Raw genomic sequence first — 16,861 nt, forward strand, 5'->3', positions numbered from 1 at the left:
GCAAGGCCGCGCTCAGGCGGCCAGTGCGCGCGCCTGCAGCGCCGGCAGTTCGTGCGCAGTGACGAAACGGCCCTTGGCATCGCGCTGCAACTGCGCCAGCGCGCAGTCCGGATCGTGGGTGAAGAACAGGCGCACGTCGCGCGCCAGCGCGTCTTCCAGGAATGCGCGCTTCTCGTCGATCAGCAGCTCGGCGTTGCGGTCGTAGCCCATGGTGATCGGCACGTGCACCCAGGAGCGGCCCGGGATCAGGTCGGCGCAGAACGCCACCCCGCCGTGCGCCTGGCCGTCGTCGCCGTGGCGGGGGCCGACGATCTCGGCCAGCATCAGCCCCGGCGTGTGGCCGTCGCTGAAACGGAACCGCACCGCCTCGCCGAGCGCGCGCGAGTACGCGCCGTCGACCAGTTCCAGGCGGCCGCTGGCCTCGAGCAGGCCTGGCAGTTCCGGGATGAAGCTGGCGCGGTCGCGCGGATGCGGGTGCAGCGCGCGCTGCCAGTGCGCCGCGCCGACCAGGAACTGCGCGTTGGGGAACAGCAGTTCCGGCGCGGCGCCCTCGCGGTAGGCGGCCAGCAGGCCACCGGCGTGATCGAAGTGCAGGTGGCTCAGCACCACCACGTCGATGTCGGTATGGGCGAAGCCGGCGTCCTGCAGCGAATCCAGCAGCACGTGCCGCGCCTCCTGCACGCCGTAGCGCTCGCGCAGCGCCGGCGGGAAGAACGTGCCAATCCCGGTCTCGAACAGCACCGTCTTGCCGGCCAGCGGGCTGGCCAGCAGCGCGCGGCAGGCCAGCGCGATGCGGTTGCCGTCGTCGGGCGCGGCCCACTGCTGCCACATCGCCTTGGGCGCATTGCCGAACATCGCGCCGCCGTCGAGTTTCTGCGAGTTGCCTTGGATGGACCAGAGTTTCATGGGCGGGGATTCGGGAGTCGGGATTGGGGATTCGCAAACGCGGGCGTCAGGGCGCCGGCGCGGTCTGCAGCACTTCGGCGCTGCCGACTTCGTTGCGCGGGTCGCTGCCGCCGCTGAGCACGTTGCGGCGCTTGTCCCATTCCACCGTCTGCAGGTTGCCCCAGACGTGGCTGGAGCCGTGACCGTCCTCGGCCGTGTCGCCGGGCAGCTTGAGCGTATGCCCCATGGCTTCCAGGCCCTTGGCCGTGGCCGCGTCGAAGGTGCCGGTTTCCGCCTCGATCACGTCAGGCAGCCACTGGTGGTGGTAGCGCGGCAGCGCGGCGACCTGCTGCGCCGTGAGGCCGTCGTCGTAGCCGAGGATGCCGAGCAGCACCATGGTGATGATGCGGCTGCCACCCGGGGTGCCGAGCACGATGGCCTTGTCCGCGTTCTCCATGAAGGTCGGCGACATCGAACTGAGCGGGCGCTTGCCCGGCTTGGGCGCGTTGGCCGCGTAGCCCATCACCCCGAACGCGTTGGGCGTGCCCGGACGCAGCGCGAAATCGTCCATCTCGTTGTTGAGCAGCACGCCGGTGCCCTTGGGGATCAGTCCGGAGCCGTACAGCAGGTTGACCGTCTGGGTGGCGCCGACGCGGTTGCCTTCGCCATCGATGATGGAGAAATGCGTGGTCTCGTCGTCTTCCAGCGGGGTCGGCTGGCCCGACAGCAGGTCGCTTGGCGTGGCCTTGTCCGGATTGATGGTCGAACGCAGGCCCACCGCATAGTCCTTGCTGAGCAGGATGCGCTGCGGCACGTGGGTGAAATCCGGGTCGCCCAGGAAGAAGGTGCGGTCGCGGTAGGCGCGGCGCATCGCCTCCACGGTCAGGTGCACGCGGTGCACCGGGTCCATGGTCTTGAGGTCGTAGCCCTCCAGGATCTGCAGCATGCTGGCAAGGGCGATGCCGCCGGAGGACGGCGGCGGCGCGGTGGTGATGGTCCAGCCCTTGTAGTCGAAGCGGATCGGCGTGCGCTCCTTGACCGTGTAGCCGGCCAGTTCCTCCGCAGTCCAGCGACCGCCGGCCTGCTTGACCCCGGCCAGCAGCTTCTTGGCGGTGGCGCCGCGGTAGAAGCCGTCGAAACCCTTGTCGGCCAGCAGCTGCAGCGTATTGGCCAGTTCCGGCTGCTTGAACACGTCGCCCACGGCGATCGGCCGGCCGTTGCGCAGGTAGACCTCGCGGGTGCCGGGATAGCGCTCCATCACCTTGCGCCGCGACTGGTAGCCCTCGGCCATGCGCGCGTAGACGGGGAAGCCGTCGCGGGCGATGCGGATCGCCGGCGCCAGCGACTGCCGCAGCGGCAGCCGGCCGTGCTTGGTCGCCAGTTCCACCAGCGCCGCCGGCAGTCCCGGAATGCCGGCCGACCACGGCCCGTTGATCGAGCGATCGCGGTCCAGCTCGCCCTTGGCGTCCAGGAACGCGGCCGGCGTCGCCGATTCCGGCGCGGTTTCGCGCGCGTCCAGCATCACGTCCTTGCCGGTCCTGGCGTCGTGCAGCAGGAAGAACCCGCCACCGCCGAGGCCGGAGCTGATCGGTTCGACTACCGACAACGTCGAGGACACCGCCACCGCGGCGTCGAAGGCATTGCCGCCCTCGCGCAAGATCTGCAGGCCGGCCTCGGTAGCCAGGCGGTGGCCGCTGGCGATCGCAGCGCCGGGCGGGTGCGCGGCCGGGGCGGTGGCGGTCGCCTCGGCGACCGGCGCCTCGGCCCACGCCGACGGCGTCAGGACCAGGGCGAGCAGCAGGACACGGCGGACGAGGCTTCTCATGCGGCGGGGGGCTCCTGTGGGTACAACTCGGGGTGGTCGCGCTGCAGGCGCTGCAGCTTGGCCAGCAACTGCGCGTGGGTCTCCGGGATCGCCGGGTCCGGGTCGATGCATTCCACCGGGCACACCACCACGCACTGCGGCTCGTCGAAATGGCCGACGCATTCGGTGCAGCGGGCCGGGTCGATCACGTAGATCGTCTCGCCCATGGCGATGGCCTGGTTCGGGCAGGCCGGCTCGCAGACGTCGCAGTTGACGCAGAGCTCGTTGATCTTGAGGGACATGTGGCGCAATTCGGCACTGACCCGGGCAGTTTACCGGATCGGGGCGGGACGGCCCTGCGAAGGCGGCGCCGGGGTGCGAAACGCTGTAATGCAGCACGAGACGGCTTGGGCAACTGCCGTGAGGCGCGGCGCGCGGCAGCGCTGCGCAACCGCCCGTTGCGGGCGGCGCGGGATGGCGGGACCGGCGCGCATCGGCGCGCCGGCCCGCACGGGGCTTACTTGGCTTCGACGAAGATGTAGTCGGCGCCGGTCGGCTTGACCACGGCTTCGACGCGGGCGTTGTCGGCCGGAGCGCCGATGTAGACCACACGCACGCCCTTCATGCTGTTCGCCTCGACCTTGGCGAACGCAGCGGCGATCAGGTCGGCCATCTTGGCCGAGGCCGAGGAACCGAACGCCAGCATGTTGCCCGGCTGGATGCCGCGGCCGATGGCGGTGGTGGCGCTTTCGACCTGGCGCTCGTACTTGGCCTGGAACTCCGGATCCGATTCCGGCGGCAGGTAATACAGGAACGGGCTGTTGGTGACGTTGCCCATGTTCTGGATCGCCACTTCCTGCAGGTACTTCTTCCAGCCGGCGTCGTCGTCCTTGGCTGGGGCGGTCAGCGCGGGCTGCGCGTCGGCGGCCGGCTTGGCGGCCTCTTCCTTCTTGCAGGCGGTGAAGCCCAGGGCCAGCGAAGCGATCAGCAACGCGCGTGCGGTGGTGTTCATGGAACGGCTCCCTCTGTGTCGTCAGTGAATGGTGGACGGCTCAGCGCTGCGCGGCGGCCTGGCGGGCCTGGACCAGCGCCTGCACCACCGACGGCGGCACGAAGCCGGAGACGTCCCCGCCCAGGCGCGCGATCTCGCGCACCAACGAGGACGAAATGAAGCTGTGTTGCTCGGCCGGGGTGAGGAACAGCGTCTCCACCTCCGGGATCAGATGCCGGTTCATGCTCGCCATCTGGAACTCGTATTCGAAATCCGACACCGCGCGCAGGCCGCGCAGCAGCACGCCGCCGCCGACCGAGCGCACGAAATGCGCCAGCAGGGTGTCGAAGCCCAGCACTTCCACGTTGCGGTGCCCGGCCAGCGCTTCGCGGGCCAGCGCCACGCGCAGGTCCAGCGGCAGGGTCGGCCCCTTGGAGGGGCTCTGGGCCACGCCCACGATCACCTGCTCGAACAGCGGTGCGGCACGGTTGACCAGATCGATATGGCCGTTGGTGATCGGATCGAAGGTGCCGGGATAGACGGCGATGCGGCTATGGGCCACGGTCATGCGTCGGGTACCGCGTGAAGGTCGCCGGGAAGTGTAGCAGCGGCGCGCCGGTACAGGGCAGCGCGGACCTCGCGGCTGCCACCCTCGCGGTACAGCGCCCAGGATGCCGGCACTGCGGGCGCCTGCCCGGCCGGCGACTCCAGGTACAGCCAGGCGTCGGCCGCCAGCCGCGCCGGCAGGCGCTGCAGCACCGCGTCCCACAGCCCGGCGGCGAACGGCGGGTCGACGAAGGCGATGTCCGCGGGGGCATCGGCCGGCGCCTCGGCCAGCCAGCGCAGCGCATCGCCCTGCACCACCTGTACCTGGTCCTGCGCCTGCAGCCGCGCGACCGTGGCGCGCAACTGCGCGACCTGGCCCGGATCGCGTTCGACCAGGACCGCCGCGGCCGCGCCGCGCGACACTGCCTCCAGTCCCAGTGCACCGCTGCCGGCGAACAAGTCCAGCACTCGCGCCCCGGGCAGCACCGGCTGCAGCCAGTTGAACAGGGTTTCGCGGACCCGGTCGGAGGTCGGGCGCAGCCCGGCCAGGTCCGGCACCGGCAGCCGCGTGTTGCGCCAGCGCCCGCCGATGATCCGCACCTGGCCGGCGCCGGGACGGCTCATCGGCGGCCTCGCAGGGGCCGGGACAGGCAGGACGGGGAACGCAGGAACGGCATGGGCAGCGGGCAGTGGGCGGCGCGGAAACGGGGTCCGGATCATAGACCAGCGCGGTGTCGCGCGTATGCGCCGCGCGGCGCTTGAAGCCGGCCGCGGCCGCCACCATGTCGGCCGGCAGAGCCGCGCCCTCCTCCGCGCGGCCGCCCATCCTTCATGGAGCACCTACCGATGAGCGTGGAAACCCAAAAAGAAACCCTGGGCTTTCAGACCGAGGTCAAGCAGCTGCTGCAGCTGATGATCCATTCGCTGTATTCCAACAAGGAGATCTTCCTGCGCGAGCTGATCTCCAATGCCTCCGACGCGGCCGACAAGCTGCGCTTCGAGGCACTGGTCAAGCCGGAGCTGCTGGACGGCGACGCGCAACTGCGCATCCGCATCGGCTTCGACAAGGACGCCGGCACCGTCACCATCGACGACAACGGCATCGGCATGAGCCGCGAGGAGATCGTGGCGCACCTGGGCACCATCGCCAAGTCCGGCACCTCCGAGTTCCTCAAGCACCTGTCCGGCGACCAGAAGAAGGATTCGCATCTGATCGGCCAGTTCGGCGTGGGCTTCTACAGCGCCTTCATCGTCGCCGACCAGGTCGACGTGTACAGCCGCCGCGCCGGCCTACCGGCCAGCGAAGGCGTGCACTGGTCCTCGCGCGGCGAAGGCGAGTTCGAGGTCGCCACCATCGAGAAGGCCGAGCGCGGCACCCGCATCGTGCTGCACCTGAAGGATGACGAGAAGGACTTCGCCGACGGCTGGAAGCTGCGCGGCATCGTGCGCAAGTACTCCGACCACATCGCGCTGCCCATCGAGTTTCATAAGGAACACTACGGCGAGGACAAGGACAAGCCCGAGACCCCGGAATGGGAAACCGTCAATCGCGCCAGCGCGCTGTGGACGCGCCCGCGCACCGAGATCAAGGACGAGGAATACCAGGAGCTGTACAAGCACATTGCCCACGATCACGAGAACCCGGTGGCGTGGAGCCACAACAAGGTCGAGGGCAAGCTGGAGTACACCTCGCTGCTATACGTGCCCGGCCGCGCGCCGTTCGACCTGTACCAGCGCGACGCCTCGCGCGGGCTCAAGCTGTACGTGCAGCGCGTCTTCATCATGGACCAGGCCGAGCAGTTCCTGCCGCTGTACCTGCGCTTCATCAAGGGCATCGTCGATTCCAGCGACCTGCCGCTGAACGTCTCGCGCGAGATCCTGCAGTCCGGCCCGGTGATCGACTCGATGAAGTCGGCGCTGACCAAGCGCGCCCTGGACATGCTGGAGAAGCTGGCTAAGGACGACGCCGAGCGCTACCAGGGCGTGTGGAAGAACTTCGGCCAGGTGCTGAAGGAAGGCCCGGCCGAGGACTTCGGCAACCGCGAGAAGATCGCCGGCCTGCTGCGCTTCGCCTCCACCCACGGCAACGACGGCGCGCAGACCGTGTCGCTGGCCGACTACGTGGCGCGGATGCAGGAAGGCCAGGACAAGCTGTACTACCTGACCGGCGAGAGCTACGCGCAGATCAAGGACAGCCCGCACCTGGAGGTGTTCCGCAAGAAGGGCATCGAAGTGCTGCTGCTCACCGACCGCATCGACGAGTGGCTGATGAGCTACCTCACCGAGTTCGACGGCAAGTCCTTCGTCGACGTGGCGCGCGGTGACCTGGACCTGGGCAAGCTCGACAGCGAGGAAGAGAAGCAGGCCAAGGAAGAGGCAGCCAAGGCCAAGCAGGGCCTGGTCGAGCGCATCCAGAACGTGCTGAAGGACGAGGTCTCCGAAGTGCGCGTCTCGCACCGCCTGACCGACTCCCCGGCGATCCTGGCCATCGGCCAGGGCGACCTGGGCCTGCAGATGCGGCAGATCCTCGAAGCCAGCGGCCAGAAGCTGCCGGAGAGCAAGCCGGTGTTCGAGTTCAACCCCGCACACCCGCTGATCGAGAAGCTGGACGCGGAAGCCGACGGCGAGCGCTTCGGCGATCTGGCGAAGGTGCTGTTCGATCAGGCTGCGTTGGCCGCTGGCGACAGTCTGAAGGATCCGGCGGCGTATGTGCGGCGGCTCAACAAGCTATTGTTGGAGTTGTCGGTGTAAGTCTTGATTGAGACGTGCATGTGTAAGAACGAAGCCGGCGACTTGCTGGCTTCGTTGTCTCTGGACCAGCCGACAGACTGTCGAATGCAGTAGAGCGTTCTAATTTATTACGTCCAAAGAATATCAAAACTGCGCTAGCCGCAGAAAATCGCCGCGCGTGTATGCGGGCAACAATCGGAGCCACGTATTTCGCTATTGCCGAAGCGCATCGGGAATCACCATGCCCAAGCCCTCATACCGTTGAGGTTAACCGATGATATGGATAGGACATTCAGAACCACAGAGCCCTGCTCTTGGCTGACATCTGAGCAGAAGGAGATTTCGCCTTATCCAATTTAACAGCAGAAATGGCAAGCCAGGCATCTTGACCAAAGTACCCGCAGCCATTAATAAGCGATTATTTTGCTTCCGAAAATCAATGGAATGAAAAGCTGCAGCGACATGCTTTTTTAGTTCGTCGCAACTATCACTCTCAAGAATAAAGCGCCTCCGGGATAAAGAAATTCTCGCCAGAATTTCTTCGCAAACTTCAGATGAATTTCTGCTATCGCAAAAAAACATAGAAATATCACCGCGCCACATTTTAAAAATAGTAAAAAATATCATTAGACGCAACGTATTGCAGCTTAAATATTTCATGCGACCCAGCATGCACGCCCACAGTCGCTAAAATTAGCACATCGAGCAATGCCAATATCATTATTATCTTTCCAAATTAAATTACATTTCCGCTGAGTGCTAAGCAACCATTAAAATACATTTCTCGCTTTTGAGCCAATTAAAAAAACTATAAAAGGGCCAAGCAAGATCCGAACACAATCAGCAATTACTGCGCGAAACGGCTGCCCATTTTCTCTTGCAATTTCAGAATACCCAAATAGCCCATAAAATCTACCCCGAACTGCAGCCTGCAAGTAATAGCGTTTAGCCATATCCGGATTCGATTCAGGCTTCTTCCGGTAGTACAACGCATAACCCAGCAAAACTTCTGGAGAAACTTCGATTCTGGCAGCCTCATCCAAATATTTTTTTGCACTCAAAAAACCATTATTCCCACCCTTTTTCATGTACATCCTTGCCAAACTATTAAAAGAAACCCAGTCCGGCGACAGAAGGGCGACTTGGCGGTAGTTATAGATCGCCTTATCAACATCCGGAGAAACATCTACTCCTCCATCCTCATAGATCACACCCCTACAAAAATATCCAGACAATTGATCTCGCTCGTCATCCGACGAGATCAATCTCTCCGCAATGTCAAGTGCCGCACAAGCATGCCCGCTATCCAACAAATTCATTGCCTCACCAACTAGCGCAGATCGGAGCATTTTCATGGCTTAGGAAACTTCAAACCCTGTCTACTTTCTCGCAGCATACCTTCTCTCACCTGCTGCAACCTTATCTCTTCTCTAACTCTCTGCATTGGCGCCTTCCCGGTTTGACAGAAAAGCAATACGACGCAAGTCCCATAAAGTAACTCACGCCCCTCTACCGATCCAACTGAAGCAACACCCACCCTCCCAACTCCTATCGCAGCAGGGACGGTGACAGGGGTTGAACCAGCAACAATCACTGCCGGCAGTGTAACAGTTCGCGTAAGTGCTCCTTCATCGACGGCCTGCTGGGTAGACATATCTCTTCGTAACGCAGCGAAAGTCGTCAACTGAAAAAAGCTTGGAACATGTTGCGGCCTAAATGGATCACTCCCCCCTCGATTTTGAGGAGCCGATTGATGCGAAGGAGTAACTTTAATTGGATCTAATGTAGTTACCTTGGGCGGCGGAGGCGGAGAAGACTTTTTGCACCCCCCGCCCTCACAGTTCTCCGGTGCGCGACCATCCAGATCAATGCTACCGAAAGGATTATTGAATGCGTAAGAATAACGAGAAAAGAATCGCCAGCCATCGCCCCCATAGATCATTACTGGATCAACCGACAAAAACCGACCAATCACCGGATCATAGTACCGCTGCTGCATGTAAGTCAGCTCGGTCGCCGCATCCATGACGTGACCAGTATAGCCAGGCCCATCCATCACAGGCTGATTCACCACACTCCCATAAGGTTCGTATTCCCTGCGCTCCAAAACATTACGATCCTTGTCCGTCACCAGTACGACAGAACCCAATCCATCCGTATGGATATAGCGGACCGTCTGCGCCGAGACGCCAAAGGCGACGAGCAATGAAAAAGCGGCTGCAGCCATCAGGTGCATTGCCGCGCGAATCCCCTGGAAATTTGACATCACTCGTCCTTGCGAGTTGGAGCCATAGATACGCGATGTAGAGTCGACTTCTCATAGAAGTAGGATCGACAACGCTTCCCCTAGCAACATTACGGTGCAACGCACCCAACGAAATCTACGATGCAGAATCCGCCAAAGCAGGCTTACTTCAAGTAGACCTCGACGATGTCGCAGCCACTGGTCTGAACATCGATCTTGCGCTTGTTCACCAAGGCCGTCATCAAGACCGCCAGTAGAGCCTTGCCACCCGGTTGGTCGTCTTGAAAATGCAGGACGTGGTTGCCAGATGTGGCCTTGCATTCCGCTGGCGTATCTGAGAGCCAGACAAAATGGTCGGCATGAGCCTGGTATGTGCCCAATTGCACGACGTAGAGGTTCTGCATCGATTCGTTTGCTGATGCTTGCCAACTCAGCAGAGCTAGCAACAATAACAAACCATTTTTACACATCATAGCTCTTCTCTTATTGAGATTAAGATCGATCCTTGCCATGCAACTGAAGCGCGGCATCCTTCCGATCCACTACTTCTTCAATCGTATGGAAATAACCTTGGTGCGATTACCGAAAAGGCATACACCCGAGTCAACCAGGAGTTCGACATCCGTATTGCTGGTGTAAGCAGCCAGCGCTAAAGCTGTCAGCTCTTTGTAGGCTGGATGATTCTTGTCAATCGCGAAGTCGTTCAGGGGAGCTGAACATCCAGATGGGCCATCAGTTGAGGTGTGGATCGACATCCCTTCGCCTTCCCAGCCATTCTCGACGTAAGTAATTTTCCCCGTCCAGACCACTTGCAGGGCAGCGTCCGCCTTGTAAGAAAAACATGATGCTGCAATCGCCAACAGCAACGCCGTCATCTTGAAGCTCATTTCACCCCCCTTTTTAAATTCGTTATTCGCTGCCTACAGCCCTTCGCCGCGACAGCAAAGAGCTCCAACCGCCACCGGCTGGACTCAGCCGTTAAGCAGCAGCTGATACAGCAACGGCACGATGTCCACCGCAGGCCGCTGGTCGTGCGTCACGTTCGAAACAGCGGTGCAGTTGCCGTCCGCCGTGCACGCAGTCACCCGGTACGAGTAGGTCCCTGCCGGCCTGGCCAACGAGGTCCAGTTGCCCTGGCCGCCGTCGTACACCGAGGTCCAGGTCACGCCATCCACGCTCTCCTCCACCACGTAGCGGGTTGCGCCGGAGACCGGGTTCCAGTTCACGTAGTCCTTGACTGAAGCGAGCTGCCCCAGCGGCCAGTCGGCTTCGGCGACGAGGCTGCCGCCCAGCAGGATGTAATCGGTGGACTTGGACTGGCGCTGATTCTTCTGGAAACGCAGTGCACCGGACTGATCGTACAGCGAGCCGATGTTGCCGGCGCTCTGCAGTGCCAGCGTCCGGCGGCCATTGCCGTCATAGCGATAAGTCTCCTTGCCTGTCGCCTGGCGCAAGCGGTTACCGTAATCGAACACGAAGGCCTGGCCGTTCTTGTTGCTGAGATTACCCTGCGGGTCGTAGCTCATGCCGATGACCGTGCTGCCGCCGCAACTGCTGGTCTTGACGTTGGTTAGCTGCCAGTTGGCGTCGTAGCAGTAGTACTGATCCCGACCGGGTGCCACGACATGGGTCAGGTTGTCGAGCACGTCGTAGCTGTAGCTTGCGGGCGTGGTACCGAACATCGCCGACTTGGTGGAAATCAGGCGATCCAACCCGTCGTACGTCATGTCGCGATTGCCGCGTCCACCGCGACCGGTGGCGCCGTCACTGATCGCGGCAACGTTGCCATTAGCATCGTAGTCGTAGCCATCGCTGAGGAACGCCGTGCCGCCGTAGGCATCCTGGCTGGTATCCGGCAACTGACGCGCGTTCTGCGTCATGGTGTGGACGATGCCGTTGCCGTAGGTGAACTGCTTGATCGCGCCATTCGGGTAGTAGCTCACGCCGGTGGCATAGCTGCCGGCCTGGCTCGGTTGGCCCAGGGCATTGGGCGCGTAGTCCACCGTCTGCCCCGACGGATAGCGGTGCGCGGCGAGGTGGCCATTGGCATCGTAGGCGTAGCCCAGCGCCCAGGTCTCGCCATCGGCCTGGCCCTGGCTCTCGGCGATCAGGAGGCGGCGCTTGTTGTAGGCGTAGCTGTTGTAGGTGGCGACACCGTTGTTGGTGGTGGTGATCTGCTTGACCACCCCGTCCGGCCAGTAGCTCCAGGCCTGGTTGCCGTTGCCATCCGGGAAGCTCAGCGCCTTGATCCGGTTGCGCACGTCGTAGCTGCGGTCGACTCGGCGGCCAGAGGCAAACGCGGTATCCGCATCGCACGATGACGTGCTGGGCAGGGACAGGCCCGCCGCGCTCCAGACCAGATTGCCTACGGCGTCGTAGCCATTGGCGGTAGCGCCGGTTTCGGGTTCTACTGTCTTGCACAGTTGCTGATAGCCGTCGTAGACGTAGCTGCGCGTCACCGACACCGTGCTATTAACATCACGGCGGCGGATGGACAGCGGCTTGCCGAAGATATCGCGGTTGATGTCCGTGTAGGCACTTTCTGGATGCTGGATCCAGACCGATGTCGTGTAATCGGGCTGGTCAAAAACTTGATAGCCCGTCACGGTCTTGTTGCCGCGTGGATCAGTCACACGGGTTTGGTTGCCTGCCAAATACTCTGTCGAGGTGGTCAACGCCCCACCCTGTTCGCTGTCCTGGGAAACCGAGGTCTTGCGCCCGAGCGCGTCGTATCTGGTCCAAGTCCCGGTACTCAATGCGTCGCTGGTCCCAGGGTACGAGGCAAACGTCGCGCGGCCGTCTTGATCGTAGGCGAACCTCTGGAAGCGCTGGGTAGCCGCTTCATTGCCGGCATCGAACTCGCGGGTCAGCATCGGCTGCCACAATGCGTCGAAGTACGTCACCTTGCGCGCATTACCGGTGGCGACGGTCTGCCGCCAATGCCCCGCGGCCAGTCCGTACTCGCTGGTGCCGACCTGCTCGAACGCTTGCGTGGTGGAGGCCCAGGCCACGGTGTCGTTGGCCGGATAGGCGATGTTCGCCAATCGACCCATCGCGTCATAGCCATAGTTGGTGGTGTAGCCGTTCTCGTCTGTGGTCGCGGTGATCCAGCCGCTGTCGTTGACCATTGCTGCGTCGGTGGTGCCATCCGGATAACGGATCGATTGCGGAACGCCGCGCTTCCAACTGGACACGGTGGTCGTGTTGTTGTTGCCGTCCTTGACGGTGGCCAACGTGCCATCGCCGTTGTAGCCCAGAGTCAGGCGCAGCTTACCGAACGACCAGCGCTGCGACGGCATTGCATTGGTGTCGTAGCTGGTCTGGGACTCCACCAGACCGGTGTCGGTGTTGGTACTCCTGGCGCGCTGCCCGATGATCCACTTATCCAGGTCGTCGTAATACTCGGTCGCATCCGTACGCGAATACCAGGGGCTGGCGCGGGTCACGCTAAGCGTCCGCGCAAAGGCATCGAAGCTGTTCGCCGTCCAGGTATAGGAGGTACCGTCCTGCACCACAGCCTTGCTGCGCAGCGGACGCAGGACGTTGGTCAAGGGATTGGGAATCCCCAGCAGCGACTGCCCCATCTCCGCCGGAAATGGCTGCGCGGCCACGTCACCATCAGCGAAGTAGGTGTTGCTGGTCTTGGAGACGGCATTGCTGTTGGCATCCAGCAACGTCGTGCTCAGCAGGCGACCATCGTTGAGGCCGTACATGAAACCGAATTCGTAGGCGGTCGCCGTGCCGTCGGGATTGGTGACCTTGACGGTCTTGCTCGGAATGCAGGTCGGGCACGGGTCGGTGGCATTACCTGATGTATAGAGCTTTGTTGCCGGGGCATCGGCCACATAGCTCCAGACGCGTTGCGGCAGGCCGGGACCGGTGATGGTCTTCGACCGCAGCACATAGTTGTCGAAATAGCTTGGCACGTAAGGAACCGGCGGCTTCTGACCAGCAGGCACATCGCACCGACTGGCTGGCGTATGAGTGCGGTACTGACGCTGATAATCGAACACGAACAGGCCGCTGGCACCGGACGGATGGGTGACCTGCAGGGATACAGCGCCATTCATCAGATCTGGCTCGGAAACGCAATTGCTGGCGCCACCACCGGCAGGTGGCTCGCGTGTCGGCATCATGTTGCCGCTGGCGATCGTGTAGGCCCACTGGGAACCGTCGGGCTCGGTGACGGTCTTCAGGCGATAAGCACCCTGTGGCCATGGGTAGGCGGTGCTGAACTCGTAGCCATAGCTCCAGGTCTGGCCGTTGGCCTGGACGCTGCTGATCAGATCGCCGTTGTAGGTCAGTGCAACCGCTCGCCCGTCGCTGGATTGGATCGAGGACAGCTTGTCGCCCGTGTAGCTGTAGGTCACCCAGTTGCCGAAGCGGTCTTCGACGCGACTGGCCACCAATGCGACGCGCGTGCGCGCAGCCACATTGATCTTTCCACTTATGGTCAACTTATACGGTTTGACGTTGATGACGACGGCATAGTCGAAGTAGTACTTCACACCCGATGGCGAGATGGCGAGAAAGCCTTCGCCTGCATAATTGCTGACGCTGCTGAGACAGCCCAGGCGCCAGCCTTCCTTCGTGATCCACGGACGAGAGACGCCATCGGTCGGACGCGGCGTCTTGGTCTGGTTGTCGACCAGCAGTTCCTGCTCGCCAGCACCTGGCACATGCAGGTAATAGCCGTGCCAAACGTCGTCTGCCGTGCCGGGATAGGTCGTGCCATCGACCGTCATGGCAGCATCGGGCCGCGCCGGTACCGAGCAGCGTGCCGAGGGCGAGCCGCTGGTCGTCACCCAGCCCTTCTCCGCAAGGAACTCGCCGTAGACACGCGGCACATCGATTTCCCAATCGCCGAACCCCTTCGCCACATATTCTTGGCGTCGGTTCATCACCTTGAACTCGCGCGCCACCGCCACCGGCAATGCGTTGTTGCCCGGGATGTCCACATCCGTAGCGCGGAAACCCACGCTGAGATCGTAGAGGCTGATGTTCTCGCCGAAGATGTCGCCTTTCAGCGGACCGACGACCTGCGCGGCTTTGATCTTCTTCTCGTATTCCTCGTAGGGCGCCACTTCGTCCGCCGCGTGCGCACGCGCACCCATACAAACCAGCAGCATGCCGATCGCCAGCCTTGCCTTGAACATCGCTTGCCTCTTCCCTTTCAGCCCGTTGCGGACCGAATTCTCTGGACGACCGCGATACTTCTCCTGGGAGGCATCGCGGTAACGAAATCGCAAAAAACACAACGCCCCATCGCGCCGGGGCACGAGGCAATCGATCGAACAAATCCCCTATAGGCCAGGTCCTGGCCTTGTCGAATTATCGGACTGGTTCAGGGATAGCTGTCAAGAAAATTTTCAAACATCCGATGGGCGGATCGTCTCAATAAGGTTCGGCACTACCAGTGTGGCCGCGCCCCACGCGTCCACTGCAAAGCCAGGTCAAGCCGTCCGATACGGGCTGACGCCCTCAGGCTTCTCACCTCGCTCCGCGCCAGCCAAAATCCGGCCTCCCCCCTCCCGGCTTTTTTCGATGAACCCCAGCGACACCATCCCCCTGTCCCTGGACCAGGCCACCACCCTGGTCGAACGCATCCTGACCCACGCCGGCTTCAGCCCGGCGCATGTGCAGGCGCTCACCCACACCATCGTCGCCGGCGAACGCGACGGCTGCGCCTCGCACGGGCTGTACCGGACGCTCGGCTGCGTGGCGACGCTGCGCAACGGCAAGGTGGTGGGCGATGCAGAGCCAGTCGTGCACGACCATGCGCCCGGCATCGTGCGGGTCGATGCACGCGGCGGGTTCTCGCTGCTGGCGTTCGAGCGCGGGCTGCCGCTGTTGATCGAGAAGACCCGTGCCAATGGCCTGGCGGCGCTGGCGATCAACCATTGCGTGCATTTCTCTGCGTTGTGGCCGGAAGTCGAACGCATCACCGATGCCGGGCTGGTCGCGCTGATCTGCAATCCCAGCCATGCCTGGGTCACGCCGGCCGGCGGGCGCACGCCGCTGCTGGGCACCAATCCGTTGGCGTTCGGCTGGCCACGGGTGGACGCGCCGCCGTTCGTGTTCGATTTCGCCACCAGTGCGGTGGCGCGTGGTGAGATCGAGCTGCGCCGCCGCGCCGGGCAGCCGATTCCCGAAGGCTGGGGCGTGGACGCGGCGGGCGCGCCGACCACCGATCCGGCCGCGATCGCCGACGGCGGCGCCATGCTGACCTTCGGCGGCCATAAGGGCTCGGCGCTATCCGCGATGATCGAGCTGATCGCCGGGCCCTTGATCGGCGACCTGACCAGCGCCGAATCGCTGGCCCACGACGCCGGTGCCGGCGCTTCGCCCTACCACGGCGAACTGATTCTGGCGCTGGATCCGGCGCGGTTCCTGGGCGCCGAGCGGGTCACGCACATGGCGCGCGCCGAGGCGTTCTTCGCCGCCTACCAGGACACCGGTGCACGGTTGCCCTCGCAACGCCGCTATCAGGCGCGAGCGCGCAGCCTCCACGAGGGCGTGCGGATTCCGCGCGATCTGCATCGGGACCTGCTGACGTTGCTGGAGTAAACCGGCGCGGCCATGGCGTGGGAGCGCCAGACATCGCCTGCGCTCAGTGCCGCGCAGGCGACCAGGCATCGCGCCAATCGATCCGGAAGCCCTGGCCATCCAGCGCCAACGGCAACCAGACATAGCGCCCATCGATGGGATTGCCGGGATTCCAGCGATCGCCAAGATAGATGAAATGCCCTGGCCTTCCCGGCCATGGCAGCACATAGGCGCTCTGGCTATGGAAGGTCAGCGCCGCGTCCTCGCCACGGGCCGGATTGCCGAACTCGGTGCACGGTCCGGTCGGCGACGGCGCGGTGGCGCCATGCGCCGTATTGGGCTTCCAGCCGGTGCATTCGGAACCGAGGAAGTAGTAGCGCCCTGCATGCTTGAACACCGCCGGCGCCTCCAGCCAGCGCTCGACGAAAATGCGCGCGAAAGTCGGCTCGGTGTCCAGGTAATCCGGACGCAAGCGGGTGACATGCATCGTCGCGTTGCCTTCGGAGCTGTAGAACAGGTAAGCGCTGCCGTCGTCGTCCTGGAACAGGGTCATGTCGCGCGACTCCTGGCCATTGGGCCGGAACGAACGCAGGTAGCGGTACGGCCCGTCCACCCGCTCGGCCATCGCGACCCCCACCCGTGCATCCTTGTAGCCCTGCCCTGGCCGCTCCAGGTGGAACCACATCACGTAGCGGCCGGTGGCTGCGTTGTACAGCACTTTCGGCCGCTCGATCACGGCCCCCTTGGCGATATCGGACTGCCAGTCATCGGCCACCTTCAGCGCGATGCCGCGGTTGTCCCAATGCAACAGGTCGCGCGACCGATACACCGACACCCCCACCTGCGCGGTATTGCCGCCCGCGCCGGCGGTCTTGTATTCGCCGAACCAGTAGTAGGTGCCGTCGCGGTCGCGCAGCACGCCGGCGCCATGGGCGTTGATGGCAACGCCCTGGCGATCGTTCCACACCGCGCCGGGGCGGATCTGCCCGGCACCGGCAGCCGCCACGCAAGGGGCCGCCAGCAGCAGCGCGCAGCCCCACATCACGCTGCGCTGGCGCAGACGCCCGCCTGCGACGGGCGCTGCAACGTCCTGGATCGGACTGCCGGAAGGCAC

14 protein-coding genes are annotated in these 16,861 nt (G+C 63.3%); 2 read left to right on the forward strand and 12 right to left on the reverse strand.

What is annotated here, in order from left to right; all coding sequences use genetic code 11:
* Positions 1–12: 12 nt before the first annotated feature.
* The 6 genes from AC1PK7_RS14310 to rsmD form a co-directional block, all read right to left on the reverse strand.
* On the reverse strand, positions 13–906 hold the full coding sequence (locus tag AC1PK7_RS14310) for an MBL fold metallo-hydrolase (protein WP_481098569.1): 894 nt from the start codon (positions 904–906) through the stop codon (positions 13–15).
* 46 nt (positions 907–952) lie between these two features.
* Positions 953–2,710, reverse strand: coding sequence for a gamma-glutamyltransferase (gene ggt / locus AC1PK7_RS14315; protein ID WP_017912318.1), 1,758 nt, complete (start codon positions 2,708–2,710; stop codon positions 953–955).
* Entirely contained in the window at positions 2,707–2,991 is a 285-nt protein-coding gene (locus AC1PK7_RS14320) for a YfhL family 4Fe-4S dicluster ferredoxin (protein ID WP_017908325.1), read from the reverse strand. Before AC1PK7_RS14320 ends, ggt begins: the two co-directional genes overlap by 4 nt.
* Positions 2,992–3,206: 215 nt before the next feature.
* On the reverse strand, positions 3,207–3,701 hold the full coding sequence (locus tag AC1PK7_RS14325) for a hypothetical protein (protein WP_010342035.1): 495 nt from the start codon (positions 3,699–3,701) through the stop codon (positions 3,207–3,209).
* A gap of 40 nt (positions 3,702–3,741) precedes the next feature.
* Positions 3,742–4,248 (reverse strand): pantetheine-phosphate adenylyltransferase, encoded by a 507-nt coding sequence (coaD, locus tag AC1PK7_RS14330; protein WP_267081675.1) that lies wholly within the window; start codon positions 4,246–4,248, stop codon positions 3,742–3,744.
* Positions 4,245–4,850 carry a 16S rRNA (guanine(966)-N(2))-methyltransferase RsmD gene (rsmD, locus tag AC1PK7_RS14335; RefSeq protein ID WP_481098570.1) on the reverse strand — a complete coding sequence of 202 codons (606 nt, stop codon included), beginning with the start codon at positions 4,848–4,850 and terminating at the stop codon, positions 4,245–4,247. Before rsmD ends, coaD begins: the two co-directional genes overlap by 4 nt.
* A 222-nt stretch (positions 4,851–5,072) precedes the next feature.
* On the opposite strand from rsmD, the gene htpG reads away from it, so the two are divergent.
* On the forward strand, positions 5,073–6,977 hold the full coding sequence (gene htpG, locus AC1PK7_RS14340; protein ID WP_481098571.1) for a molecular chaperone HtpG: 1,905 nt from the start codon (positions 5,073–5,075) through the stop codon (positions 6,975–6,977).
* Between the two features lie 749 nt (positions 6,978–7,726).
* Here htpG and AC1PK7_RS14345 read toward each other — a convergent pair.
* The 5 genes from AC1PK7_RS14345 to AC1PK7_RS14365 form a co-directional block, all read right to left on the reverse strand.
* Positions 7,727–8,275 carry an SEL1-like repeat protein gene (locus AC1PK7_RS14345; protein ID WP_481098572.1) on the reverse strand — a complete coding sequence of 183 codons (549 nt, stop codon included), beginning with the start codon at positions 8,273–8,275 and terminating at the stop codon, positions 7,727–7,729.
* 32 nt (positions 8,276–8,307) lie between these two features.
* Positions 8,308–9,222 (reverse strand): RHS repeat domain-containing protein, encoded by a 915-nt coding sequence (locus AC1PK7_RS14350; protein ID WP_481098573.1) that lies wholly within the window; start codon positions 9,220–9,222, stop codon positions 8,308–8,310.
* Positions 9,223–9,365: 143 nt separating this feature from the next.
* The gene (locus AC1PK7_RS14355) at positions 9,366–9,605 is read right to left on the reverse strand and encodes a hypothetical protein (RefSeq protein ID WP_481098574.1); all 240 of its coding nucleotides are present in this window, start codon (positions 9,603–9,605) and stop codon (positions 9,366–9,368) included.
* A 138-nt stretch (positions 9,606–9,743) separates the two neighbouring features.
* The gene (locus AC1PK7_RS14360; RefSeq protein ID WP_481098575.1) at positions 9,744–10,088 is read right to left on the reverse strand and encodes a hypothetical protein; all 345 of its coding nucleotides are present in this window, start codon (positions 10,086–10,088) and stop codon (positions 9,744–9,746) included.
* An 84-nt stretch (positions 10,089–10,172) separates the two neighbouring features.
* Positions 10,173–14,480: an RHS repeat domain-containing protein gene (locus AC1PK7_RS14365; RefSeq protein ID WP_481098576.1), complete on the reverse strand. Its 4,308-nt coding sequence runs from the start codon at positions 14,478–14,480 to the stop codon at positions 10,173–10,175.
* 265 nt (positions 14,481–14,745) lie between these two features.
* Here AC1PK7_RS14365 and AC1PK7_RS14370 point away from each other — a divergent pair, with 265 nt between their 5' ends.
* Positions 14,746–15,768 (forward strand): Ldh family oxidoreductase, encoded by a 1,023-nt coding sequence (locus tag AC1PK7_RS14370; protein WP_481098577.1) that lies wholly within the window; start codon positions 14,746–14,748, stop codon positions 15,766–15,768.
* 43 nt (positions 15,769–15,811) lie between these two features.
* Here AC1PK7_RS14370 and AC1PK7_RS14375 read toward each other — a convergent pair whose 3' ends face one another.
* Positions 15,812–16,861 (reverse strand): glycoside hydrolase family 43 protein, encoded by a 1,050-nt coding sequence (locus AC1PK7_RS14375; RefSeq protein ID WP_481098578.1) that lies wholly within the window; start codon positions 16,859–16,861, stop codon positions 15,812–15,814.

The organism is Xanthomonas sp. NCPPB 3174, from assembly GCF_056725205.1.

Bases quoted from the DNA above. Each gene is read 5' to 3' on its own strand.
- AC1PK7_RS14360 (WP_481098575.1), bottom strand. From the start codon at position 10,088: ATGAGCTTCAAGATGACGGCGTTGCTGTTGGCGATTGCAGCATCATGT.
- ggt (WP_017912318.1), bottom strand. From the start codon at position 2,710: ATGAGAAGCCTCGTCCGCCGTGTCCTGCTGCTCGCCCTGGTCCTGACG.
- AC1PK7_RS14370 (WP_481098577.1), top strand. From the start codon at position 14,746: ATGAACCCCAGCGACACCATCCCCCTGTCCCTGGACCAGGCCACCACC.
- rsmD (WP_481098570.1), bottom strand. From the start codon at position 4,850: ATGAGCCGTCCCGGCGCCGGCCAGGTGCGGATCATCGGCGGGCGCTGG.
- coaD (WP_267081675.1), bottom strand. From the start codon at position 4,248: ATGACCGTGGCCCATAGCCGCATCGCCGTCTATCCCGGCACCTTCGAT.
- AC1PK7_RS14320 (WP_017908325.1), bottom strand. From the start codon at position 2,991: ATGTCCCTCAAGATCAACGAGCTCTGCGTCAACTGCGACGTCTGCGAG.
- AC1PK7_RS14350 (WP_481098573.1), bottom strand. From the start codon at position 9,222: ATGTCAAATTTCCAGGGGATTCGCGCGGCAATGCACCTGATGGCTGCA.
- AC1PK7_RS14355 (WP_481098574.1), bottom strand. From the start codon at position 9,605: ATGCAGAACCTCTACGTCGTGCAATTGGGCACATACCAGGCTCATGCC.
- AC1PK7_RS14325 (WP_010342035.1), bottom strand. From the start codon at position 3,701: ATGAACACCACCGCACGCGCGTTGCTGATCGCTTCGCTGGCCCTGGGC.
- htpG (WP_481098571.1), top strand. From the start codon at position 5,073: ATGAGCGTGGAAACCCAAAAAGAAACCCTGGGCTTTCAGACCGAGGTC.
- AC1PK7_RS14310 (WP_481098569.1), bottom strand. From the start codon at position 906: ATGAAACTCTGGTCCATCCAAGGCAACTCGCAGAAACTCGACGGCGGC.
- AC1PK7_RS14345 (WP_481098572.1), bottom strand. From the start codon at position 8,275: ATGAATTTGTTGGATAGCGGGCATGCTTGTGCGGCACTTGACATTGCG.